General features: G+C 72.8%; 16 protein-coding genes. 11 read left to right on the top strand and 5 right to left on the bottom strand.

Annotated features, from left to right (window positions below; all coding sequences use genetic code 11):
- The first annotated feature begins 26 nt into the window (after nt 1-26).
- Genes AB0L06_RS07675 through narI form a run of 4 tightly spaced genes read left to right on the top strand, consistent with a single transcriptional unit; the run spans nt 27 to nt 6,787 of the window.
- The gene (locus tag AB0L06_RS07675) at nt 27-3,662 is read left to right on the top strand and encodes a nitrate reductase subunit alpha (protein WP_500230121.1); all 3,636 of its coding nucleotides are present in this window, start codon (nt 27-29) and stop codon (nt 3,660-3,662) included.
- Entirely contained in the window at nt 3,662-5,410 is a 1,749-nt protein-coding gene (gene narH / locus AB0L06_RS07670) for a nitrate reductase subunit beta (protein WP_500230120.1), read from the top strand. The genes AB0L06_RS07675 and narH overlap by 1 nt, the downstream gene beginning before the upstream one ends.
- Nucleotides 5,411-5,456: 46 nt before the next feature.
- Nucleotides 5,457-6,062 carry a nitrate reductase molybdenum cofactor assembly chaperone gene (gene narJ, locus AB0L06_RS07665; protein WP_500230119.1) on the top strand — a complete coding sequence of 202 codons (606 nt, stop codon included), beginning with the start codon at nt 5,457-5,459 and terminating at the stop codon, nt 6,060-6,062.
- The gene (gene narI, locus AB0L06_RS07660) at nt 6,059-6,787 is read left to right on the top strand and encodes a respiratory nitrate reductase subunit gamma (RefSeq protein ID WP_500230118.1); all 729 of its coding nucleotides are present in this window, start codon (nt 6,059-6,061) and stop codon (nt 6,785-6,787) included. Before narJ ends, narI begins: the two co-directional genes overlap by 4 nt.
- Before the next feature lie 51 nt (nt 6,788-6,838).
- Here the strand turns inward: narI and AB0L06_RS07655 are convergent, their stop codons facing one another.
- Nucleotides 6,839-7,819, bottom strand: coding sequence for a tellurite resistance/C4-dicarboxylate transporter family protein (locus AB0L06_RS07655; protein ID WP_500230117.1), 981 nt, complete (start codon nt 7,817-7,819; stop codon nt 6,839-6,841).
- Nucleotides 7,820-7,977: 158 nt separating this feature from the next.
- Between AB0L06_RS07655 and AB0L06_RS07650 the strand changes: the two genes are divergently transcribed.
- Nucleotides 7,978-8,829: an MIP/aquaporin family protein gene (locus AB0L06_RS07650; protein ID WP_500230116.1), complete on the top strand. Its 852-nt coding sequence runs from the start codon at nt 7,978-7,980 to the stop codon at nt 8,827-8,829.
- Between the two features lie 42 nt (nt 8,830-8,871).
- A complete protein-coding gene (gene glpK, locus AB0L06_RS07645; RefSeq protein WP_500230115.1) occupies nt 8,872-10,389 on the top strand; it encodes a glycerol kinase GlpK in 1,518 nt (505 codons plus the stop codon).
- Between the two features lie 69 nt (nt 10,390-10,458).
- On the opposite strand, the gene AB0L06_RS07640 is transcribed toward glpK, so the two are convergent.
- Nucleotides 10,459-11,916, bottom strand: coding sequence for an MFS transporter (locus tag AB0L06_RS07640; RefSeq protein WP_500230114.1), 1,458 nt, complete (start codon nt 11,914-11,916; stop codon nt 10,459-10,461).
- A gap of 184 nt (nt 11,917-12,100) precedes the next feature.
- Nucleotides 12,101-13,351 (bottom strand): RICIN domain-containing protein, encoded by a 1,251-nt coding sequence (locus AB0L06_RS07635; protein WP_500230113.1) that lies wholly within the window; start codon nt 13,349-13,351, stop codon nt 12,101-12,103.
- A gap of 198 nt (nt 13,352-13,549) precedes the next feature.
- Between AB0L06_RS07635 and AB0L06_RS07630 the strand changes: the two genes are divergently transcribed.
- Nucleotides 13,550-14,434 carry a helix-turn-helix transcriptional regulator gene (locus AB0L06_RS07630; protein ID WP_500230112.1) on the top strand — a complete coding sequence of 295 codons (885 nt, stop codon included), beginning with the start codon at nt 13,550-13,552 and terminating at the stop codon, nt 14,432-14,434.
- Between the two features lie 78 nt (nt 14,435-14,512).
- Nucleotides 14,513-17,860, top strand: a complete 3,348-nt coding sequence (locus tag AB0L06_RS07625; protein ID WP_500230111.1) for a HEAT repeat domain-containing protein — start codon at nt 14,513-14,515, stop codon at nt 17,858-17,860.
- A 57-nt stretch (nt 17,861-17,917) separates the two neighbouring features.
- On the opposite strand, the gene mgrA is transcribed toward AB0L06_RS07625, so the two are convergent.
- Nucleotides 17,918-18,943, bottom strand: a complete 1,026-nt coding sequence (gene mgrA / locus AB0L06_RS07620) for an L-glyceraldehyde 3-phosphate reductase (RefSeq protein ID WP_500230110.1) — start codon at nt 18,941-18,943, stop codon at nt 17,918-17,920.
- A gap of 202 nt (nt 18,944-19,145) precedes the next feature.
- Between mgrA and paaZ the strand changes: the two genes are divergently transcribed.
- The gene (gene paaZ, locus AB0L06_RS07615) at nt 19,146-21,176 is read left to right on the top strand and encodes a phenylacetic acid degradation bifunctional protein PaaZ (protein ID WP_500230109.1); all 2,031 of its coding nucleotides are present in this window, start codon (nt 19,146-19,148) and stop codon (nt 21,174-21,176) included.
- A gap of 21 nt (nt 21,177-21,197) precedes the next feature.
- Here the strand turns inward: paaZ and AB0L06_RS07610 are convergent, their stop codons facing one another.
- Entirely contained in the window at nt 21,198-22,037 is an 840-nt protein-coding gene (locus AB0L06_RS07610; RefSeq protein WP_500230108.1) for a helix-turn-helix transcriptional regulator, read from the bottom strand.
- A 101-nt stretch (nt 22,038-22,138) separates the two neighbouring features.
- On the opposite strand from AB0L06_RS07610, the gene AB0L06_RS07605 reads away from it, so the two are divergent.
- On the top strand, nt 22,139-22,846 hold the full coding sequence (locus tag AB0L06_RS07605; protein WP_500230107.1) for an SDR family oxidoreductase: 708 nt from the start codon (nt 22,139-22,141) through the stop codon (nt 22,844-22,846).
- 133 nt (nt 22,847-22,979) lie between these two features.
- Nucleotides 22,980-23,582, top strand: a complete 603-nt coding sequence (locus AB0L06_RS07600; protein WP_500230106.1) for a helix-turn-helix domain-containing protein — start codon at nt 22,980-22,982, stop codon at nt 23,580-23,582.
- Nucleotides 23,583-23,641: the final 59 nt, after the last annotated feature.

Genomic DNA, 23,641 nt, shown 5'->3' with positions numbered 1-23,641 from the left:
GGGGAATATCGCCCCGGGGGTACGTCATGAGCGATGCGCTGCTGCGCACCGGCCGGTTCTTCACGAAGGGGACGGGGTCCGCCGACCTGCGCACGGTCTTCAAGGAGGGCGGACGCGAGGGCGACGTGTTCTACCGGGACCGGTGGAGCCACGACAAGGTCGTCCGGTCCACGCACGGTGTGAACTGCACGGGGTCCTGCTCCTGGAAGGTGTACGTCAAGGACGGCATCATCACCTGGGAGACGCAGGAGACCGACTATCCGTCCGTGGGCGTGGACCGGCCCGAATACGAGCCGCGCGGCTGCCCGCGCGGCGCCGCCTTCTCCTGGTACACCTACTCGCCCACGCGCGTCCGCTTTCCCTACGCGCGCGGCGTGCTGGTCGAGATGTTCCGGGAGGCGCGCGCCCGCACCGGCGACCCGGTGGCGGCCTGGGCCGAGGTCACCGGCGATCCCGAGAAGCGGCGCCGCTACCAGTCGGCGCGCGGCAAGGGAGGTCTCGTCCGGATCGGCTGGGACGAGGCGGTCGAGATGGTCGCCGCGGCGCACGTCCACACGATCGCGACGTACGGGCCCGACCGGATCGCGGGCTTCTCGCCGATCCCGGCGATGTCGATGGTGTCGCACGCGGCCGGGTCGCGGTTCGTGTCGCTGCTCGGCGGCGCGATGCTGTCGTTCTACGACTGGTACGCCGACCTGCCGGTCGCCTCGCCCCAGGTGTTCGGCGACCAGACCGACGTGCCCGAGTCCGCTGACTGGTGGGACGCCGCGTACCTGATGCTCTGGGGCTCCAACGTCCCGGTCACCCGCACGCCCGACGCGCACTGGATGGCCGAGGCCCGCTACCGCGGCCAGAAGGTCGTGGTGATGGCGCCGGACTACAGCGACGCCACCAAGTTCGCCGACGAGTGGCTGCACCCGCATCCCGGCACGGACGGCGCGCTCGGGCTCGCGATGGGCCACGTCATCCTGAAGGAGTTCTTCGCCGAGCGGGAGACGCCGCGGTTCCTGGACTACGTCCGGCGCTACACCGACCTGCCCTTCCTCGTCACCCTGGACGAGCACGGCGACGACCACGTCCCCGGCCGCTTCCTCACGGCGTCCGACCTGGGCGCCGAGGGAGGCGCTGCAGGCGCGGGCAGCGCGGGCGGCGCGGGCGAGAACGCCGCGTGGAAGACCGTCCTGCTGGACGCGAGGACGGACCGTCCCGCCGTCCCGAACGGCTCGATCGGGTTCCGCTGGACCGAGGCGGGCAAGGGCCACTGGAACCTCGACCTCGGTGACATCGACCCCGTCCTCAGCCTGCACGGAGCCGCGGAGACGGCGACGGTCCTGCTGCCGCGCTTCGACCTCCCGGACGGCTCGGGCGGCACGCTCCGCCGAGGCGTTCCCGTCCGGCGCGTCGGCGGGAGGCTCGTCACGACGGTGTTCGACCTGCTCATGGCGCAGTACGGCGTCGCGCGCGCCGGACTTCCGGGGGAGTGGCCGACGGGGTACCACGACGCGTCCGCGGTCGGCACCCCGGCCTGGCAGGAGGAGATCACCTCCGTGCCCGCCGCGACCGCGATCCGGATCGCCCGCGAGTTCGCCGAGACCGCCGAGCGCACGGACGGCCGCTGCATGATCGTCCTCGGCGCCGGGACGAACCACTGGTTCCACTCCGACACCGTCTACCGGACGTTCCTGGCGCTGCTGATGCTGACCGGCTGCCAGGGCCGCAACGGCGGCGGCTGGGCGCACTACGTCGGGCAGGAGAAGGTCCGCCCGTTCACCGGATGGGCGCAGCTCGCGTTCGGCCTGGACTGGAACCGGCCGCCCCGGCAGCTCCCCGGCACGCTCTACTTCTACCTGCACGCCGACCAGTGGCGCTACGACGGGTACCTCGCCGACGCGCTCGCCTCGCCGCTCGCGCGCGGCCTGTTCACGGGCAAGCACACCGCCGACCTGTCCGCCCAGTCGATCCGCGGCGGCTGGATGCCGTTCTGTCCCGGTTTCAACCGCAACCCGCTCGACCTGGCCGACGAGATCGACCGCTCCGGGTTCGCCCCGAAGGAGTACGTCGAGTCCAAGCTCGCGGACGGCTCGCTCGCGTTCGCCTGCGACGACCCCGACGCCCCGGAGAACTGGCCGCGCATCCTCACCGTCTGGCGGGCCAACCTGCTCGGCTCGTCCGGGAAGGGCGCCGAGTACTTCCAGAAGCACCTGCTCGGCACGCACTCGAGCCTGTTCACCGACCAGGCCCCGCCCGGACGGCGGCCCGAGGACGTCGCGTGGCGCGAGGAGGCCCCCGAGGGCAAGCTCGACCTGCTGCTCTCCCTGGACTTCCGGATGACGTCCACGACGCTGATGTCCGACGTCGTCCTCCCGGCGGCGACCTGGTACGAGAAGTACGACCTGTCCTCGACCGACATGCACCCGTTCGTCAACGCGTTCACCCCGGCCGTCGACCCGCCCTGGGAGGCGCGCAGCGACCTGGCAGCCTTCCAGACGATCGCGCGCCGGTTCAGCGAGCTCGCCGCCGGACGGCTCGACACCCGGAGCGACCTGGTCGTCCTCCCGCTCGGCCACGACACCCCCGGCGAGACCGGGGCGCCGCACGGGGCGGCGACCGGGACCGGCCCGTCCTTCACCGTCGTCGAACGCGACTACACCGCGATCGGCAGGCAGATGGCCGTCCTCGGGCCGAAGGCCGAGCAGGCCGGGCTGCCGGTCAAGGGCGTCACGTTCACGCCCGACCGCGAGATCGGATGGCTCCGCGAACGGCACGGCGTGGACGCCGGGAACCGGCCTCTGCTGGACACCGACGGCAAATGGGCCGAGACGATCCTCAGGCTGTCCGGGACGTCCAACGGGAGGCTCGCCGCGCAGGGCTTCGCCCAGCTCGCCGAGCGCACCGGCACGTCCTTCGGGACGCTGGCCGCCGAGGGCGCCGAACGCCGCATCACGTTCGCCGACACGCAGGCGCGGCCCACCGCCGTCGGGCCGTCGCCCGAATGGTCGGGCATCGAGGCCCCGGACCGCCGCTACTCGCCGTTCACCATCAACGTCGAGCACTCCAAGCCCTGGCACACCCTCACCGGGCGGATGCACTTCTTCCTCGACCACGCGTGGATGGCCGAACTGGGCGAGCAGCTCCCGGTGTTCCGGCCGCCCCTCGACATGCACCGGCTCTTCGGCGAGCCCACGCTCGGCGCGAACGGCGAGGCCGAGCTGACCGTCCGGTACCTGACGCCGCACTCGAAGTGGTCGATCCACTCCGAGTACCAGGACAACCTGCTCATGCTGACGCTGTCGCGCGGCGGGCCGCTGGTGTGGATGAGCGTCCCCGACGCCGAGCTCCTCGGCGTCGCCGACAACGACTGGGTCGAGATGGTCAACCGGAACGGCGTCGTCCCGGCCCGCGCGATCGTCAGCCACCGGATGCCCGCCGGGACCGTGTACTACCACCACGCGCAGGACCGGCTCATCGACATGCCCAAGGCCGAACGGAGCGGACGGCGCGGCGGCATCCACAACTCGCTGACCCGGGTCCTGGTCAAACCGTCCCACCTGATCGGCGGCTACGCGCAGCTGTCCTTCGGGTTCAACTACTACGGACCGACCGGCAACCAGCGGGACGAGGTCACCGTCATCCGCCGCCGCTCCCAGGAGGTGACGTACTGATGCGGGTCATGGCCCAGCTCGCCATGGTGATGAACCTGGACAAGTGCATCGGGTGCCACACCTGCTCGGTGACGTGCAAGCAGGCGTGGACGAACCGGGCGGGCACCGAGTACGTCTGGTTCAACAACGTCGAGACCCGTCCCGGCGAGGGCTACCCGCGCCGTTACGAGGACCAGGACCGCTGGAAGGGCGGCTGGGCCCTGGACCGGCGGGGACGGCTCGTCCCGCGCGCGGGCGGCCGGATGACCCGGCTGCTGCGGATCTTCTCCAACCCGGTGATGCCGACGCTCCACGACTACTACGAGCCCTGGACCTACGACTACACGACGCTCACCACCGCGCCGCTCGGCGACGACATGCCGGTCGCGCGGCCGTACTCGCTGGTCAGCGGCCGTCCGATGAAGGTGGAGTGGAGCGCCAACTGGGACGACGACCTCGGCGGCGGCCCGGACCTGCTGGACCGCGACCCGGTCGCCGAGCGGATCTCCGGCGAGATCCGGCTCGACTTCGAGCGCGCGTTCATGTTCTACCTGCCGCGCATCTGCGAGCACTGCCTCAACCCGACGTGCATGGCCGCCTGCCCGTCCGGCGCGATCTACAAGCGCCAGGAGGACGGGATCGTCCTGGTCGACCAGGACCGCTGCCGGGGCTGGCGCATGTGCGTCACCGGCTGCCCGTACAAGAAGATCTACTTCAACCACAAGACAGGCAAGGCCGAGAAGTGCACCTTCTGCTACCCGCGCGTCGAGGTCGGCCTGCCGACGGTCTGCTCGGAGACCTGCGTCGGGCGGCTCCGCTACATCGGCGTCCTGCTCTACGACCAGGAGAGGGTCACCGAGGCCGCGAGCACGCCGCACGACCGTGACCTGTACGAGGCGCAGCTCGGCGTCTTCCTCGACCCGGACGACCCGTCCGTGCGGGAGGCGGCCCGGCGCGACGGCGTGCCGGACGCGTGGATCGAGGCCGCGCGCCGCTCGCCCGTCCACGCGCTGATCAACCGGTACCGGGTCGCGCTGCCCCTGCATCCGGAGTTCCGGACGATGCCGATGGTCTGGTACATCCCGCCGCTGTCGCCCGTCGTGGACGCACTGCGCAACACCGGCCACGACGGCGAGGACGCGTCCAACCTGTTCGGCGCGATCGAGACCCTGCGCATTCCGGTCGAGTACCTCGCCGGGCTGTTCACCGCCGGTGACACCCCGCCCGTCACGGCGGTCCTGCGGAAGCTCGCCGCCATGCGCTCCTACATGCGCGACCGCAACCTCGGCGACCCGGGCGACCCGGGCAAGCCCGCCGCGGTCGGGATGTCCGAGGCCGACATGAACGGCATGTACCGGCTGCTGGCCATCGCGAAGTACGACGAGCGCTACGTCATCCCGACGCAGGCGCACGCCGAGGCCGCCGCCCTGGAGGAGACCGCCTGCCCCGTCGACTACGGCGGACCCGGCGAGAGCCGCGGGCCGTTCGGCGAGTCGTCCGGCGGCCCCCCGAACGTCTCGGTCGAGACCTTCCACGCGCTCAGGCAGCGCCAGACCAGCGGCTCGCTGGGCGAACTCGGCGACCGCAAGGGCCGCGCGAACCTCCTCAACTGGGACGGCAAGGGCCGTCCGGACGGCATGTTCCCGCCCCGTGAGGACGAGGACTACCCGCCCCGCGAGGACGGGAACCACACGCGCCGCGAGGAAGGGGGCCACACGCGCCGCGAGGACGGGGACCATGCGGGCCGCGAGGACGGGGGCGGGTCATGAATCGCGAGGTTGGGGACCGCGCGCCCCGCGAGGACGGGGGCGGGTCGTGAGCCGCGAGGCGGGGCCCGCGGTGTGGCAGGCCGCGTCGCTGCTGCTCGACTACCCCGGCCCGGCCCTGTACGAGCGCCGCCCGCTGCTGCGCGAGGCCGTCGGGGGCCTGGGCCGCCACGACGCCGCCGGACGCCTCTCCGCGTTCCTCGACCACATGGACGCGACGACGCCGTCCGCGCTGGCCGAGCACTACGTCGAGACGTTCGACCTGCGCCGCCGCTGCTGCCTGCACCTGACCTACTACCGCGACGGCGACACCCGCCGCCGGGGCGCGTCGCTCGTCGCGCTCAAGGAGCGGTACCGCGCCGCCGGCGCCGAGTTCGCGGGCGGCGGCGAACTGCCCGACTACCTGCCGGTGGTGCTGGAGTTCGCGGCGCTGCACGGCGGCGCGGACCTGCTCGCCGAGCACCGCGCCGGGATCGAGCTGCTGCGGCTCGCCCTGGCCGACCGCGGGTCGCCGTACGCCGCGCCGGTCGAGGCCGTCTGCGCGACGCTGCCGGGCGCGTCGCCGCGCGACCGCGCCGAGGCGCTGCGGCTGGCCCGCACCGGACCGCCCGCCGAGACCGTCGGGCTCGAACCGTACCGGGGGAACCTCCGATGACCCTTCTGCTGTGGGCCGTGCTGCCCTACCTCACGATCGTGCTCCTCGTCGGCGGGACGGTCTGGCGGTACCGCTACGACAAGTTCGGCTGGACGACCCGCTCGTCCGAGCTGTTCGGCACGCGGATCCTCAACATCGCCAGCCCGCTGTTCCACTACGCGCTGCTGTTCGTGATCCTCGGCCACGTCATGGGCCTGGTCATCCCGAAGAGCTGGACGGAGGCGCTGGGCGTCGCCGAGCACACCTACCACCTGGTGTCGGTCGTCGGCGGGACGATCGCGGGCGTCGCGGCCCTCGTCGGGCTCGGCATGCTCATCTACCGGCGGCGCGTCAGCGGCCCGGTGTTCTCGGCCACCACCCGCAACGACAAGCTGATGTACGTGTTCCTCGGCGGCTCGCTGCTGCTCGGGACGCTGTGCACGGTCGTCGCGAACGGCATCAACGGGCCGTACGACTACCGGGTGACCGTCGGGCCGTGGTTCCGCGACATCTTCCTGCTGCGTCCCCATCCGGACCTGATGACGTCCGTGCCCCTCCTCTACCAGCTGCACGCGCTGGTCGGGATGGTGCTGGTCGCGCTGTTCCCGTTCAGCCGGCTCATCCACGCGTTCGCCGCGCCGTGGTTCTACCTGTTCCGCCCGTACATCGTGTACCGCGCCCGGGGAGCGCGGGGCCCGGCCACCCGCGCACCGCAGCGCGGCTGGGAGCCCATCAGCCGCCGCTGACGCGCGCTTGAAGATCCCCCAGCCGCCGCTGACGCGCGTTCTGGGAGCCGATCATCGCCCATGGGCCTTCCGGTTCGCGTGGACCTGTGTCCGCACCGCACCGGCCGCCACAACGCCCCACACGAGCACCGCGGGCCACAGCAGCACCTTCCCGGCGGACGTGAGCCACGGGGCCCTCTCGGCCGCCCCGCACGTGATCGCCGCGACGGACGTCATGCCCAGCGGGAACACGGTCGACCAGCGCCGGACGTCGTACCCGGGCCTCGGCCAGCGGACCTCGCACACCACCAGGACGGCGTACCAGGCGAACGCGAACAGCACCAGCGCCAGCGCGAGGCCGCGCAGCGCGCCGTGCAGGACGGGCGCCCAGCGGAGCGGCGCCGAGTCCGCGACCAGCCTCGACGCCGCCAGTGCCGAGATCGACACCGAGCCGCCCGCGACCCAGTGGTCGCCGCGTCCGACCGCCAGCTGCCGCCAGTCGAACCGCGCCACCACCAGCAGCCACAGCAGGACGCCGACGACGAACGCCACCAGCGCGGGCCACATGAGCCAGCCCGCGTGCAGCGGCGGCGCGACCGTCGCGGCGAGGACGGCCAGCGACTGCGTGGACACGCACACCAGGTACGCGGCCCCGGGCAGCCGTCCGCGCAGCCTGCCGAGGACGGCGGGCAGCAGCACGGCCCACAGGACGAACGCGACGACCAGCAGCACGGCCCCGGCCTCCGCCCCGCCCGCCAACGTCAGCCGCGTGCCGAGCACGCCGGTGGCGGCCACGCCGGTCAACGCCGCCGGGGTGGACGCCTCGTCCCGCCAGCGGTGCGGTTCGCGGAGCAGCCGTTCGAGGAACAGGGCGCACAGCAGCACCCACAGCAGGGCGGCGACGACCAGCAGCGCCACCGAGAGGGCCTCGGTGAGGCCCCCGGCGCGGACGAGATGCAGGCCGACCGAGACGACGCCGGTCGCCATCACCTCGGCGCCGAAGGTCGGGCCCACCGCCGGCGCCGGATCCCGGGCGTCCTGAGCTCGCGTCATGGCCGTAGTCTCCGCGATCGCCACCGGCGGAGGGACATGCCGCGCGGGCGCCCATATACCTGATCCGGTCCGGGGGATAGGGCTTGACCGATTTCGCTCACAGTACTTACCTTCGCGGCAGTTGTGTCTCACGTCACACCGCCCCTGAGGAGGAGACCATGGCGGAACGACTGAGAACGTCCTTCCGGCTGACCGGGCTGGGCCGCGAGATGGCCGCCGAGTTCGCCGGAACCCTGATCCTCATCCTGTTCGGCGTCGGCGTCGTGGCCCAGGTCGTCGCGGGAGGGATCGGGAACCACGACAGCATCGCCTGGGCCTGGGGCCTGGGCGTCACCCTCGGCGTGTACGCGTCCGCGACCATCAGCGGCGGACACCTCAACCCGGCCGTCACCTTCGCCCTCGCGGTGTTCAAGGGCTTCTCGTGGCGCAAGGTCGTCCCGTACGTGGGCGCCCAGGTCGCCGGGGCGTTCGTGGCCGCGCTGATCGTCCGGTGGAACTACACCGAGGTGCTGGCCAAGGCCGACCCCGGCCACACCGTCAAGACCCAGGGCGTGTTCTCGACACTGCCCGGCAATGGAACGCTCCCGGTGAGTCACTGGGGGGCGCTCCGCGACCAGATCATCGGAACCGCGATCCTGCTGTTCCTCGTCCTCGCCCTCACCGACCTGAAGAACCAGCCGCCGCTGGCCAACCTCGCGCCCCTGCTCATCGGCCTGCTCGTCGTCGCGATCGGGATGGCCTGGGGCACCGACGCCGGGTACGCCATCAACCCGGCCCGCGACTTCGGCCCGCGCCTGGCCGAGTACATCACCGGCTACGGGGGAGCGTGGCGCGACCAGAACCACGACCTCTACTTCTGGGTGCCCATCGTCGGCCCGCTGATCGGCGGGGTCGTCGGCGCGGGCCTCTACCTGGTATTGATCGGGAACCATCTCACCGGGTCCGACGAGGCCGAGGGCCCGGAGGAGCACCCGGAACCGCAGTACGACGTGCCGACCAAGGCGTCCTGACCGCCCGTCCCCCCACCCCGACCAACGAGGAGAGCAGCGCCGATGGCCGACTTCGTCGGAGCCCTCGACCAGGGCACCACGAGCACCCGCTTCATGATCTTCGACCACGGTGGCAACGAGATCGCCCGCCACCAGCTCGAGCACGAGCAGATCCTGCCCCGGGCGGGCTGGGTCGAGCACAACCCGACCGAGATCTGGGAGCGCACCCGCGCCGTCATCCAGTCCACCCTCAACCGGGCGAACCTGTCCCACGCCGACCTCGCCGCGTTCGGCATCACCAACCAGCGCGAGACGACCGTGGTGTGGAACCGCCGGACGGGCCGTCCCTACTACAACGCGATCGTCTGGCAGGACACCCGCACCGACCGCATCGCCTCAGCCCTGGAGCGCGACGGGCGCGGCGAGACCATCCGGCACCGCGCCGGGCTGCCGCCCGCGACCTACTTCTCCGGCGGCAAGATCCAGTGGATCCTGGAGAACGTCGACGGCGTCCGGGAGGCCGCCGAGAACGGCGAGGCCGTCTTCGGCAACATCGACACCTGGCTGCTGTGGAACCTCACCGGAGGCGTCGACGGCGGCGTCCACGTCACCGACCCCACCAACGCCAGCCGCACGATGCTGATGGACCTGGAGACCCTCGACTGGGACGACCAGCTCCTGTCGTTCTTCGGCATCCCGCGCGCGATGCTCCCCGACATCCGCCCCTCGTCCGCGCCCGACCCCTACGGCATGACCCGCGCGGACGGCCCGCTCGGCGGCGCGGTGCCGCTGACCGGCGACCTCGGCGACCAGCAGGCCGCGACGGTCGGGCAGGTCTGCTTCTCCCCGGGCGAGGCCAAGAACACCTACGGCACCGGCAACTTCCTCCTCCTCAACACCGGCCAGGAACTCGTCCGCTCCAAAGCGGGGATGCTCACCACCGTCTGCTACAAGCTCGGCGACGCCGCGCCCGTCTACGCGCTGGAGGGTTCGATCGCGGTCACCGGATCGGCCGTCCAGTGGCTGCGCGACCAGCTCGGCATCATCTCCGGCGCGGCGCAGAGCGAGTCGCTCGCAGCGCAGGTCGAGGACAACGGCGGCGTCTACTTCGTCCCCGCGTTCTCGGGCCTGTTCGCGCCGTACTGGCGCAGCGACGCGCGCGGCGCGATCGTCGGGCTGTCCCGGTTCAACACCAACGCCCACGTGGCCCGCGCGACGCTGGAGGCGATCTGCTACCAGTCCCGCGACGTCGTCGAGGCGATGCGGGAGGACTCGGGGGTCGCGCTGGACGTCCTGAAGGTGGACGGCGGCGTCACCGCGAACGAGCTGTGCATGCAGATGCAGGCCGACATCCTCGGCGTCCCGGTGTCGCGTCCGGTGGTCGCCGAGACCACCGCGCTCGGCGCCGCGTACGCGGCGGGCCTGGCGGTCGGCTTCTGGAACTCGACCGACGAGCTGCGCCAGAACTGGAACGAGGACAAGCGCTGGTCGCCCCACTGGGACGAGGCGCAGCGCGAGTCCGGCTACGCGGGCTGGCGCAAGGCCGTCGAGCGCACCTTCGGATGGGTCGACGTCGAGTGACCGCGTCGTGAGGACGGGGCCGCCCGCACCGGGGACGTCCGGTGCGGGCGGTTCCGCGTCCCGCCACGGCTACGCCTCGACGGCGACCGAGAGACGCTCGGCCTGGTCGTCCGCGGCGGGGGTCGTCCGGCGCCGGTTCATCATCAGCGCGCAGAGCGCGGCGACCGTCGCCAGGGCGGCCAGCGACCAGCCGGTCGCGTACTCGGCGTGCCGGGTCGAGCCGCTGTTCTCGAACTGGACGAGGAACAGCGTCCCGCTCGTCGCGATGCCGAGCACCTGCCCGGCCTGCATGATGGTCAGCAGCAGCCCGCTGGCGTCGGCGGCGTCCTCGGCGGGGACGTTCGCCAGTGCGGTCGTCATGACGATCGGCATCACGCCGAGCCCGAACCCGATCACCGTGGTGAGCGCGAGGTAGGCCGCGCCCCCCGACGCGAGCGGCCCGACCCACAGGTAGCCGAGCGCCGCGATCGCGAAGCCGATCGGGACCATCCGGCGGTGCCACCGGACCGGAACCCGCTGCCAGTAGAGGCTGACGACGGCGAAGGCCGCCACGCACGGCACGAACGCCAGGCCGGACCGCAACGGCGTCATCTTCAGGTCGCCCTGGAGGTGCAGCGTGGTGGTGAACAGGAACGAGCCCCAGGAGCCGGGGCCGAACAGCAGCGTGAAGGCGCAGACCAGGACGCCCGGCGCCCGCAGCACCCGCCCGGAGATCAGCGGACGTCCGCCACGCGCCGCGAACCGCCGCTCCACCAGCGTGAACACGACGAACAGCACGGCACTGGCCGCCAGCGCGGCCCAGCCCCACGCGGGCCAGCCCAGCTCGTGGCCCAGGATCAGCGGCACGACGAGCAGGACCAGCGCCGGGGTGAGGACGGTGAGCCCCACCGGGTCCAGGCCCCCGCGCCGGTCCTCGTCCGCCCGGGGCAGCAGCCGCGGCCCGGCCGCGAACAGCGCCACCCCGATCGGCACGTTCACCAGGAACACCAGGCGCCAGCCCGACCCGAGCAGGTCGGCGCTGACCAGCAGCCCGCCGAGCACCTGCCCGACGACCACGCCCCCCGCGATCACCATGGAGTACAGGCTGAGCGCCCGGGCCCGCGCGGGCCCCTGGAACCCGCGCTGGATCATGCTCATCACCTGCGGCGTCATCAGCGCCGCTCCCATGCCCTGCAGGAACCGCACGACGATGAGGAACCCGGTCGTCGGCGCCAGCCCGCAGGCCAGCGAGGCGACCGTGAACAGGGCGAGCCCGCCGAGGAACACCGTCCGGTGCCCCAGCAGGTCGCCGAGGCGCGCGCCCGTGATGAGCAGCGCCGCGTAGGCGATGATGTACCCGGCCACCACCAGCTGGAGGCTGGCGCCGCTGGCGTGCAGGTCCGCGCGCAGCGTCGGCAGCGCGACGTTGACGATGTTGACGTCGAGAATGGCCATGAACTGTCCGATGAGCAGCAACGCCAGCATCGGACCGGTAGACCGTGCGGAGGACGCCCGCACGCCCTTCATGCGTTCGGTCGGAATTGTCATGCATGAAGCATCTGTCCGACTCGATACCGGTGCCGAGAGCCCCTTGATACTGGTACTGACACCACCTGGCAGACCCGCCACAGGTCCGCCGACGCGTCCGGCAGGCACATGTGGCCGTCCGGCTTGCGGCGCGGACGGCCCCGGCCGGATGGTGGCCGGGGCCGGAAGTGCCTGAACCTCGCGCCTACGGGGCCTCGGGGTGGATGTGGAAGTACTCGTTGTCGGACCACTGGAACCAGTACTCGCCCACGAGCGCACCATTCGAGTGACTGTTGCCGAGGACGTTCAGGTACAGGCCCTTGGCATGGCTCTTGATGCGGTACCGGTTCGGCTGGTCGGTGTACGGGTGGGTCAGGTTGAAGTTCTGGGTGTCCAGCCACCAGTGGGTGGTCTGGGGAGTGCCGTCGGTGGCATGGCAGCGCCAGATGTTGCTCAGGCTGCCCGCGCTCGAGTTCGGCCCGCCCTCGACGTCGACGCACCAGGTGCCGGGGATGCCGCTGAACAGGCGGTAGTTGGCCGGGCCGGGCTCGGCGCCCAGGTAGTGGAGCTGCCAGCGCTGGTTCGGGGTGCCGCGGTCGGTGTAGACGTCGACGTGGACGCCGTTGGCCGCCGATCCGCCCAGGACGTCCAGGACGCCGCCGTTGCTGTCGCTGCTGATGGACACCGTCGGGTAGTCGCCGCCCGCGGCCCGGAACGTGGTGAACCCGACGGGCCAGTGGTCGCTGCCGCGGTTGGTGAGCACCGTCGCCTGCCAGTTGTCGGTGTTCACGTTGGACACCATGTAGTCGAGTTCACCGCCCGCCCGCTGCGTGGCCTGCCCCGCGTTGTACAGGTAGGACCCTGACGGCCGCTGGAGTCGTCCGGGATCGCGGTTGAAGTCGCCGAGCACGGCCCAGTTGTAGCCGCGGGTGTGGGCCCAGTCGCGACCGCGCTGGACGAGGGTGGCCGCGTCGCCGCCGCCCCGGGCCGAGGCGTGGGCGGACCCGAACATGGTGTTGGTGTTGTGGTTGACGACGACCAGAAGCGGACGGTACGGGCCGGCGACGGTCGCGAAGTCGTCGGCCCGCCAGGTCGTGACCATCCCGAGGTTCCGGGACGGCGTGCGCAGGATGTACAGGTAGACCTCCCGTCCCCGGCTGCCCTCCCGCCAGCGGTACTCGCGGAGCTCGCCCAGCCTGCGGCCGGTCGCCCGGGCCCCGGCGGGCGGGGTGCTCGGCACCTCCTGCAAAGCGATCACGTCATGGAAGTTCGTCAGCGTGTAGACGCCCGCCCACCGGTCCCGTCCGCCCTGGATGTTCCAGGTGGCGGGCCGGTGGCGGTCGCCGGGATTCTGCTGCGCGTGGGCCCTCTCCTGGAGGGCGAAAACGAGGGCGAGCGCCAGGACCGCCGCCATGAGGGCCGCGACCATGCGCCGCGGCGCCGCGAAGTTTCTCAACTACGCCTCCCGTCTGCCGGTGGCACGGGAACCGTCCCGTGTCGCAGACCACACGAGACGCTACGCTCCGCAATAGCCCTCATCATCAGACATTGCACGGTTCGCATGGTGATTGACCGCATTCGGCAAGTGGGTGGTGGTCGATCCTGGTATCGACAGCACCTGGATCATGGTGCCGGTGTCGGCGAGACTGGGGGAGTGACGGCGACGGTGACGGAACGGCGGACGGACGCGGGACGGCGGCGGCGGGACGAGCTGGCGGCGTTCCTGCGGAGTCGGCGGGCGCGGATCGCGCCCGAGGACGTCGGGCTGCCGCCCGCGCCCCGGCGGCGGACTCCCGGCCTGCGGCGCGAGGAGGTCGCGCAGCTCGCCGGGGTGGGCGTCACCTGGTACACGTGGCTGGAGCAGGGCCGTCCGATCAACGTCAGCACGCAGGTGCTGGACGCGGTGGCGCGGACGCTGCGCCTCGACCCGGTCGAGCGCCAGCACCTGTACCGGCTGTCCGAGGTGGCCGCGCCGCCGGAGCCGGACGTCCGGTCGGCGCTCAGCGACGACGTCCAGGCCATCATGGACCGGCTCGGGCCGATGCCCGCCGTCGTGTCCAACCCGCAGAGCGACGCGCTGGCCTGGAACGAGGCGTTCCGGGCGCTGGTGCCCTGGGTGACCGAGGCGCCGGAGGGCGAGCGGAACTCGATGTGGCAGATCTACACCCTCCCCGAGTGCTGCAACCCCTGCTCCAACCTGGACGAGCAGATCGCCGAGAACGTCGCGATGTTCCGGTACCGGTACGTCCGGCACCGGGATGACCCGAGCTTCCAGCGCCTGGTCGAGCGGCTCCTGGAGGCCAGCCCGCGGTTCGCCGAGGTCTGGCGGAACCAGGACGTCGCGATCCCGAAGCCCTGCCAGAAGGACTTCTTCTACCCCAGGCTTGGGCGGATCGCGACGCGCACCACCTCGTTCGACGTGAGCGCCCGGCCGGGGACGCGCCTGGTCGTCTACTCGTGCGTGGACGAGGAGAGCCGCGCGAACCTCGCGCGCCTGATCGCCGACCCGACGCTGGCCCGGTTCGACCACGCCCACTGACCCGGGTTGCGGCGCCGGGGCCCGGTCCGTCATCATCATCGGCATGATCAACCGGAAGGGCGTACTCCGCCCGGGCCGATGAGCCCCACCGCGGCCGAACGGCTGCTGGCAGACGTCGAACCCCTGGCCCACCCGCACCGGATGCGCGCGCTGGCCCTGCACGCCCGGCGGATCGCCGGGACCCCCGAACTGGACGCGTTGCTCGCCGAACTGTCCGGTCCCCTCCCGTACCGACGGCACGTCGCGCTGCACATGGCGATGGCCGCACGCGACCTCGAGTACGTCGCCGACGTCCTCGCCGGGCCGGACATGGATCTGCGGAAGGCCGCGCTGCGGGCCGTCCGCACCCTGCCCGTCCCGGACGACGCCGTCGCCCGCGCCTTGGACGACGCGCCCACCGACCTGCGGCGATCCGTCTACAGGACGCTGCTGCACGCCCGCCGGACGGCGCTCGCGGACCGGCTCCTGCCGGACGTTCGGGCCCGGTACGGCGACCGTGACGCCGCGATGCTGTTGCCCGCCTGCTCCAGCGAGACCGTCGACCGGCTGCTGCCGGACCTCGCGCACGTCGTCACGATGTGGCGCGTCCTGGCCGCGCGCCACCCGGACGCGTTCCTCGGTCTGGCCGAACGCGAGCTGAGCGAGGACGGCGGAACCCCCTGGCGGTTCCTGAACCGGCGGGGTCCTGGAATCGTCGCGGCCGCCGAGGCCCGTCCGGACGAGGCCAGGGACGTGTTCGTCCGCACCGGCCTGCTGCGTCACGCCGGCCGCCTGCCCGCGCAGGCCCTGAACGCGCTCTACCGCAGGGATCCGGCGGGGTTCGCCGAGCTGCTCGCCGGGCAGCGGAGCCTGCGGCCCGCCCGCAGCGTGTTCAGGCCGCGGCTCTGGTCGGACGACGAGGTCGCCGGGCGCCTGATGAGGGGACCGTTCGGCAACGCGTCGATGCTCGCGGACCTGCCGCCGCACCGCCGCGACCGCGTGTTCCGGCTGGCCCTCGGCGAACGGGACGGGACGGCCCCGGCGTGGACGGTCATGCCGATGCTGCCATGGCTGTCCCCGGACACGGCCGCCGGCGAGGCGCGCCGCCTCCTCGACGGGCACGCGTCGGCCCGGCAATCCTCCCGCGAGTATTTGGACGACCCGGACGACCTGCTCCGCCTGACCTCGTTCCTGCCGTACGGCGAGGCGGCGGAGACGCTGGTCGAGGCGTCCCTGGGCGGTGACCCCCGCAGGCGCGGCCTCGCCCGGACGCTGCTGCTCGCGAACGCGGCCCGCACCGGGGATCCAGCCGCCGTCGCCGGACATCTGGCGGCGATCGCGCGGCGCGTCCGGAACGAGCCGGACCCGCTGCGCGCCGAACTGTTCGACGCGGTGGCCGCGCTCAGCCCGCGCGTCCTGTCCGACGCGTGCGCGGAGCCGCTGGGCGTGCTGACCACGGCCGTCATCGAGTCCCGCGACACCTCGCCCGAGACGATGCGGGCCGTCCGCCGCCTGGCCGTCCGCGTCCTGCGGCACCGGGCCGATCTCGCGCTCACCGCGTGGGCGACCGGCGCGCTCGCGGGCCTGCTCGGACGCTTCGGAGCGGGCGCGCTGCGTCCCGCCCCGGACACCGAGCGGCCGCGGCACCACCGGAGGCGGGGGAGCCGAAGGTGGATCCCCGACGACCACCGGCTCGACCGGGTGGTCCCCCGCGGTGGCGAGGCCGCCGTCCTCGAGGCGTTCGCGCCGCACCTCCGGGCGTCTCGCGAGCGCGGCGACCACGAGGTGCTCGTCGCGGTCGCGGCGTCCTTCGGGCGGCGCCCGACCGGCCTGGACGGCGACCTGCGCGAGGCCGTGCTCCACGCACCCGAGGACGTCGGTGGCGAGGCGGCGCGCCTCTACCTCGCGCGGGACCCCGGACGGGCCGCCGAACTGCTCGCCGAGGATCCGGCGACGATCGCGCTGCCCGGCGTCTGGCGCGCGGTTGCGAACCGCCGCACCGACGTGCTCACCCTCGACCGCGACCCGGGCAACCGGTTCGGCCCCTGGATCCCGGACCTCAAGGACGCTCGCCCCGGCCACTGGACCCCGGCGCAACTGCGCGCCGCCGGGATCTCCCTGGACGCGGCGGCCCGCGACGAGGCGTTCGACGTGGCCGACCGGATGCGGGCGATCGCCTCACTGGGACGCCTGCCCCACCACCTCCCGGACCTGAGCACGTGGGTGAGGGATTCGGAGGGCGCCATGGCGGAGGCGGCCATCGAGGCCGCCGCCGGTCACCTGGACGCCCTGCCGATGCTGCTCGAGATGGCGCGCGGCCCCGCGTCGGCCGTGGCCGTCGCCGGCCTCGCGCGGTGCGCCGGACGCGTCCGCCCCTCGGTCCTCGGACCCGCGCTCGGGGCCGCGCTGACCTCGGGCGACACGAAGGTGACCGTGCGCAAGCAGGCGGCCCGGCTGCTCGGGCGGCACCGCCCGCCCGGCGCGCTGGACGCCCTGCTGCGCGCCTGGCGCGATCCGGCGCGGCACCGCGACGTCCGGGTCGCCGTGGCCGTCGCGCTGCGGAGCCTCCCGGACGATCCGCGCGCGCTCGAAGCCCTGGCCGAGGCTCCGCGCGACCACCCGTCCGAGGAACTGCTCCGGGCGCTCTTCGAGGCCGCGCCCGCGGAGTACGCACTGGACACCCGCCCGGCCATGGCGACGCTGATCAAGGCGTGCCTGAACGCGTCGGGCGACATGCCGGGCGTGCTGTTCCGGGGAAGCAAGGCGTTCGCCGTCTGGGCGCGCTGGTATCCCGGCGGCCACGCCGAGACCCTGGCCGCCGTGGCCGACCCGGACGATCCGGCGGGCGACACCGAGGTGATGGTGCTCGCGTCGCTGGTCCGCGTCGGGGCGGTCCGGGACGAGATCCTGGACGTCCTCGCCCGGCTGGCCCCGGAACCGGGCGCCCGGCGGCGTCTCAAGTCGCTGGCGGAGAGTCTGCAGAACCTGGCGCTGACGTCCGCCGACGAGGACTGGACCGAGCCGCTGCTGCGTGAGGCCGCGGGCGTCCTCGCGCGGTATCCGCTCCACACCGAGACGGCGGCGGGTTTTCACGTGGCGCTGCTCAACGCGGACCGGGAGACGGACGCCGACCTCGTCACCGGGCTGACGGCGCTGGCGCATCTGCTGCGCGACCGTCCCGTCCTGGCGCAGAAGGTCTACCAACAGCTCAGCCTCGGCGGCCACTACGGCCAGAGAGCGGTCACCCGGGAGGCGCTGCCGGCCGTCCACGCGCTCCTGGAGGGCGGGCACACGGCCGCACACCTGCTCGCGCTGCGTCTGGTGTACCGCGGCGGCTCCGACGCGGGATGGCCGGACGAGTGGCTCGACCCCCTCACCCGGCTCCGCGAGTCGCCGTTCGCCGACGTCGCCGAACCCGCCTGGGACATCGACCCCGACGAGAAGTAGGCGCTCACCGACGCCCCGGCCGGCGCCCACAGGCACCGGCCGGGGCGTGGGCGCCGGTCAGCGGGCGCTGGAGGACGCCCAGATGTTGATGCCTGCCTCCACCGCGTCCCGGTCGATCGCGGCCAGCTCCTCGGCGCTGAAGGAGAGGTTCCCCAGGCTGGCGAGGCTGTTCTCCAGCTGCGCGACGCTGCTCGCGCCGATCAGCGCGGACGTGACGCGCCGGTCGCGCAGCGTCCAGGCCAGGGCCATCTGCGCCAGGGACTGGCCGCGCGACCGGGCGATCTCGTTCAGCGCGCGGATGTGCCGGAGGGACTCGGGGGTCAGCAGGTCCGGCGACAGGGACTTGCCCTGGCTGGCCCGCGACCCCTCCGGGACGCCGTCCAGGTACTTGTCGGTCAGCATCCCCTGCGCGAGCGGCGAGAACGCGATGCAGCCGACGCCCTTGTCGTCCAGGACGTCCAGCAGGCCGCCCTCGACCCACCGGTTCAGCATCGAGTAGGACGGCTGGTGGATGAGCAGCGGCGTGCCCATCTCGCGGAGGATCTCGGCGGCCTCGGCCGTCCGCTCGGGGGAGTAGGACGAGATGCCCGCGTACAGGGCCTTGCCGGAGCGGACGGCGTGGTCGAGCGCCCCCATCGTCTCCTCGAGCGGCGTCTCGGGGTCGAAACGGTGGCTGTAGAAGATGTCGACGTAGTCCAGGCCCATGCGGGACAGCGACTGGTCGAGGCTGGAGAGCAGGTACTTGCGCGAGCCCCACTCGCCGTACGGGCCGGGCCACATGTCGTAGCCCGCCTTGGTGGAGATGATCAGCTCGTCCCGGTGGGGCGCGAAGTCCTCGCGGAACAGGCGGCCGAAGTTCCGCTCGGCCGAGCCGTACGGCGGTCCGTAGTTGTTGGCCAGGTCGAAGTGCGTCACACCGAGGTCGAAGGCGCGCCGCAGGATCGCGCGCTGGACGTCCACGGGACGGTCGTCGCCGAAGTTGTGCCACAGCCCGAGCGAGATCGCGGGCAGCTTGAGGCCGCTCCGCCCGCTTCGTCGGTAGTCCATCCGGTCATAGCGCTTGTCGTCGGCGGCGTAACTCATGGGCGCCAGTCTGTCATGCCCTGGATCAGGGTGTTTGGCCAGGTCGCCGGGGAAAACAGGGAACGAGGGAGGCGCGCCCGGCCGGGCCGGCGGGCCGGGTCGCTCGACACGGCCGCCGCGGCGGGGTGAAAATACTGAACGTTCGGTCGGTAACACGGGGGGACGGCGCCGCGGCGCGCCCCGGTGCGGACGAGGAGGTCCCGTGAGCGTGCTGCGCAGCTATCTGTCCGGTTCCTGGCAGGAGGGGGACGGCGAGGGCGCGCCCCTGCGCGACGCCGTGACCGGCGAGGAGGTCGCGCGGATCTCGACCGGGGGCCTGGACCGCGCCGCCGCCCTGGAGTACGGCCGCCGCGTCGGCGGGCCCGCGCTGCGCGAGCTGACCTTCCACCAGCGCGCCGCGCTGCTCAAGGCCCTGGCGTCCCATCTGCGTGAGCACCGCGAGGAGCTGTACGCGCTGTCCGCCCGGACGGGCGCGACGCTCGGCGACTCCCGGTTCGACGTGGACGGCGGCTTCGGCACGCTGTTCGCCTACTCCAGCAAGGGGCGTCGCGAGATGCCCAACGACACCGTCTTCGTGGACGGCGCCGTCGAGCCGCTCGGCAAGGGCGGGACGTTCGTCGCGCAGCACATCTGCACGCCGCTGCAGGGTGTCGCCGTCCAGATCAACGCGTTCAACTTCCCCGTGTGGGGGCCGCTGGAGAAGCTCGCGCCCGCGTTCCTCGCCGGGATGCCGAGCCTGATCAAGCCCGCCGAGCAGACCGCCTACCTGACCGCCCGGCTGGTCGAACTGATCATCGCGTCGGGGATCCTGCCCGAGGGGTCGGTCCAGCTGCTCACCGGTGAGGCGGGCGACCTGCTCGACCACGTCACCGAGCAGGACGTCGTCGCGTTCACCGGTTCCGCCGACACCGCCGCCCGGCTGCGCGTGCACCCGGCGATCGTCCGGCACGCGGTGCGGTTCAACGCCGAGGCCGACTCGCTGAACGTCTCGATCCTCGGCCCGGACGCCGTGCCCGGCACGCCCGAGTTCGACCTGTACGTCAAGCAGCTGGTCGCCGAGATGACGGTGAAGGCGGGCCAGAAGTGCACGGCGATCCGCCGCGCGCTCGTCCCCGCGGGCCGGATGGACGACGTCGCGGAGGCCGTCCGGGCGCGGCTCGCGAAGGTCACGGTCGGGAACCCGGCGAACCCGGACGTCCGGATGGGCGCGCTCGCCACGCTGGAGCAGCGCGAGGAGGTCCGCCGCTCGCTCAAGGGCCTCCTGGACGCCGGGACGATCCTGTTCGGCGACCCCGCCCGCGTGGACGTCGTCGACGCCGACGCCGAGCGCGGCGCGTTCATGTCCCCGATCCTGCTGCGCGCCGACGACCCCGCCCGGGCCGAGCCGCACGAGATCGAGGCGTTCGGCCCGGTCTCCACGCTCATCCCGTACGAGGGCGCCGAGCAGGCCGTCGAGCTGGCCGCGCGCGGCCGGGGCAGCCTCGCCGGGTCGGTCGTGTCAGCCGACGCCGGCTTCGTCCGGACGGTCGTCCTCGGCGCCGCGCCCTGGCACGGCCGCCTGCTCGTCCTGAACGCCGCGGACGCCAAGGAGTCCACCGGGCACGGTTCGCCGATGCCCGCCCTCGTCCACGGCGGTCCCGGGCGCGCCGGGGGCGGCGAGGAGCTGGGCGGCCTGCGCGGCGTCCTCCACCACATGCAGCGCACCGCCGTCCAGGCCGACCCGGCGATGCTCACCGCCATCACCGGCCGCTGGGTGGCCGGCGCCGAGCGGACGGTCACGACCGACCACCCCTTCCGCAAGCACCTGGAGGACCTGCGCGTCGGCGACACCGTCGTCGCCGGGCCGCGCCGGGTCACCCTCGAGGACGTCGAGCACTTCGCCGAGTTCACCGGCGACACGTTCTACGCCCACATGGACGAGGAGGCCGCCACCGCCAACCCGTTCTTCGACGGGCGGGTCGCGCACGGCTACCTCGTCCTGTCGTTCGCGGCGGGGCTGTTCGTCGACCCCGACCCCGGGCCCGTCCTGGCGAACTACGGCCTGGAGGGCCTGCGGTTCCTCACCCCGGTCTACCCGGGCGACGAGATGACCGCGACGCTCACCGCCAAGCAGCTCATCCCGCGCGAGGGCGCGGACCACGGCGAGGTGCGCTGGGACGTGGACGTCACCAACCAGAAGGGCGAGTCGGTCGCCAAGTACGACCTGCTCACCCTGGTCGCCAAGCGCACCTGACGGGCCGAGGGCGGCGGGCGCTCAGCCGGTGAGCGACTGGGTGCCGAGGACGGTGAGGAGCGCGAGCTTCTCGGCGTCCTCGGTGCCAGGCTCGGCCGTGTAGACGATGACGCGCAGGTCGGCGCCCGTCACGGTGAACATGTCGCAGTCCAGCTCGATCACGCCGACCCGCGGATGGTCGATGATCTTGGAATGCAGCTCGTGCCGGTGGACGACGCCGGAGTCCCACAGCCGCGCGAACCGCTCGCTCCCGGTCCGCAGCCCGGCGATGAGGTTCCGCAGCGCCAGGTCGGCCGGGTACGCGGCGGACGCCGCCCGCAGGTCGCTGACCAGCGCGGAGTGGAAGTCCAGGAGTTCCTCCGGCGTGTGCCTGGCCCACCCGCCCGGGCCGAGGAAGTGCCGCCACACCACGTTGCGTTCGATGCCGCGCCACCCCGACGGATCGCCCATCAGCGCCGCGTACGGCGGGTTCGCCAGCAGGATCGTCCAGGCCGCGTCGTAGACCGCGACGGGCGTGCCGGTCATCCGGTCCAGCAGCCGGTGGACGCCGGGGGTGAGGAACCGCGGCACGGTGTCCGGGCCGGGCGGGACGAGCCCGGCGAGCCGGAACAGGTGGTCCCGCTCCTGGCCGGACAGCCGCAGCGCCCGCGCGAGCGCCTCCACGACCTGCCCGGACGGGTGGGACGCGCGGCCCTGCTCGAGCCGGGTCACGTAGTCCGCCGAGATCCCGGCGAGCATGGCCAGCTCCTCGCGGCGCAGCCCGCTCGCGCGCCGCCGTCCGCCCGCCGGAAGTCCGGCCGCGTCGGGCTGGACCCGGTCGCGCCAGATCCGCACCGTCCGGCCGAAATCCGTGGTCGTCATGATCCCAGTGTGCCCGCGGGCCGGGCCGCTTTCCTGGTACTGCCGTTCCCAGGAAAACCGGTCGACTGGTGACGGTCGGCGGCCGGGGGAAGGCTGGAGCCATGACGACGACACTGATCACCGGAGCGAACAAGGGCCTGGGTCACGAGACCGCGCGGAGGCTCGTCGAGGCCGGTCACACCGTCTACGTCGGCGCGCGGGACCCCGAGCGGGGCCGCCGGGCCGCCGAGGAGCTGGGCGCGCGGTTCGTCCAGCTGGACGTGACCGACGACGCGTCCGTCGAGGCCGCCGCCAAGGCCATCGAGGCGGACGGCGGGCTGGACGTGCTGGTCAACAACGCGGGCGTCGAGTGGCGGAACCCGGACGGGAGCGTCCCGGGGGCCGAGGAGCTGACCGCGGACGCCCTCCGGTCCGTCTTCGAGACGAACGTGTTCGGCGTGGTGCGCGTGACGCACGCGTTCCTTCCGCTGCTCAAGCGGTCGGACGCGCCCGTCATCGTGAACGTCAGCAGCGGTCTCGCGTCCCTGGCGAGGGCCGCCACCCCGGGGACGCCGCACGCCGCCTACCCCGGCGTGGCCTACCCGACGTCCAAGACGGCGGTCAACATGATCACCGTCAGGTATGCCGCCGCGTTCCCGGAGATGCGGATCAACGCGGTCGAGCCCGGCTACACCGCGACCGACCTCAACCAGCACGCGGGACACCAGACCGTCGAGGAGGGCGCGGAGATCATCGTCCGGATGGCGCAGGTGGCCCCGGACGGCCCGACCGGCACCTACGCCGACGCGGCGGGCCCCCTTCCCTGGTAGCAGGCCGGGGCGCGGTGTGAGGGCCGCTCGAACGCCTGCGAGGGCGTCCGGGCGGCCTCGCCCTATACTCGTTCGGTAAAGCGAACGCCGGTGGGGCTCGGTCCGCCCCGGCCGGACGACGAAGGGAACGCGGGTGAGCGAATCAGTGCGCGACATGCTGGCGGAGAACCTCCGCCGGGCGCGCGCCGAACGCGGGTTGTCGCTGTCGGAGCTGTCCCGCCGGTCCAAGATCGGCAAGGCGACGTTGTCGCAGCTGGAGGCGGGTGCGGGCAACCCCACGATCGAGACCGTGTTCAGCCTGTCCCGGGCCCTTGAGGTGCCGATCTCCGACCTTCTGGACAGCGACCGGCGCAGCGGGCTGACCGTGGTCCGGGCCGCGAACGTGGAGGTGCTGTCCGGCGAGGGCGTCGACCTGCGCCCGCTGCGCGGCATCGAGTCCGGCGACGCGATCTTCGAGGTGTACGACCAGCAGGTCAGGGCCGACTCCCGGCAGGACTCCCTCGGCCACGTCGGCACCGAGCACACCATCGTCCAGGCCGGGCGGCTGGGCGTTCGGGTCGACGGACGGGAGGTCGAGCTCGGCCCCGGCGACTACGTCGGCTTCGACGGCCTGCTCCCGCACAGCTACACCGCCCTTTCCGGCCCGGTCCGCTCGGTGCTGCTCCTCCAGTACCGTTCTGACCAGCGGCTTCACTCCGCCAAGGCCGGGCCGCCTTGCCTGGTCGAAACTCCGTGAACCCGGCCACCCGGGACCGTTGACATGGCGTGAACGCGCGTCATAGCCTCCGAAGCGTT

The organism is Spirillospora sp. NPDC052269, from assembly GCF_040679435.1.
Lineage (GTDB): Bacteria > Actinomycetota > Actinomycetes > Streptosporangiales > Streptosporangiaceae > Spirillospora.
This window is presented reverse-complemented; position numbering and strand designations above follow the sequence as displayed.

What these genes read in the sequence shown, in the direction of transcription:
- AB0L06_RS07675 (WP_500230121.1), top strand. Translation starts at nt 27, where the DNA reads ATGAGCGATGCGCTGCTGCGCACCGGCCGGTTCTTCACGAAGGGGACG.
- narH (WP_500230120.1), top strand. Translation starts at nt 3,662, where the DNA reads ATGCGGGTCATGGCCCAGCTCGCCATGGTGATGAACCTGGACAAGTGC.
- narI (WP_500230118.1), top strand. Translation starts at nt 6,059, where the DNA reads ATGACCCTTCTGCTGTGGGCCGTGCTGCCCTACCTCACGATCGTGCTC.
- AB0L06_RS07655 (WP_500230117.1), bottom strand. Translation starts at nt 7,819, where the DNA reads ATGACGCGAGCTCAGGACGCCCGGGATCCGGCGCCGGCGGTGGGCCCG.
- AB0L06_RS07650 (WP_500230116.1), top strand. Translation starts at nt 7,978, where the DNA reads ATGGCGGAACGACTGAGAACGTCCTTCCGGCTGACCGGGCTGGGCCGC.
- glpK (WP_500230115.1), top strand. Translation starts at nt 8,872, where the DNA reads ATGGCCGACTTCGTCGGAGCCCTCGACCAGGGCACCACGAGCACCCGC.
- AB0L06_RS07640 (WP_500230114.1), bottom strand. Translation starts at nt 11,916, where the DNA reads ATGACAATTCCGACCGAACGCATGAAGGGCGTGCGGGCGTCCTCCGCA.
- AB0L06_RS07625 (WP_500230111.1), top strand. Translation starts at nt 14,513, where the DNA reads ATGAGCCCCACCGCGGCCGAACGGCTGCTGGCAGACGTCGAACCCCTG.
- mgrA (WP_500230110.1), bottom strand. Translation starts at nt 18,943, where the DNA reads ATGAGTTACGCCGCCGACGACAAGCGCTATGACCGGATGGACTACCGA.
- AB0L06_RS07610 (WP_500230108.1), bottom strand. Translation starts at nt 22,037, where the DNA reads ATGACGACCACGGATTTCGGCCGGACGGTGCGGATCTGGCGCGACCGG.
- AB0L06_RS07605 (WP_500230107.1), top strand. Translation starts at nt 22,139, where the DNA reads ATGACGACGACACTGATCACCGGAGCGAACAAGGGCCTGGGTCACGAG.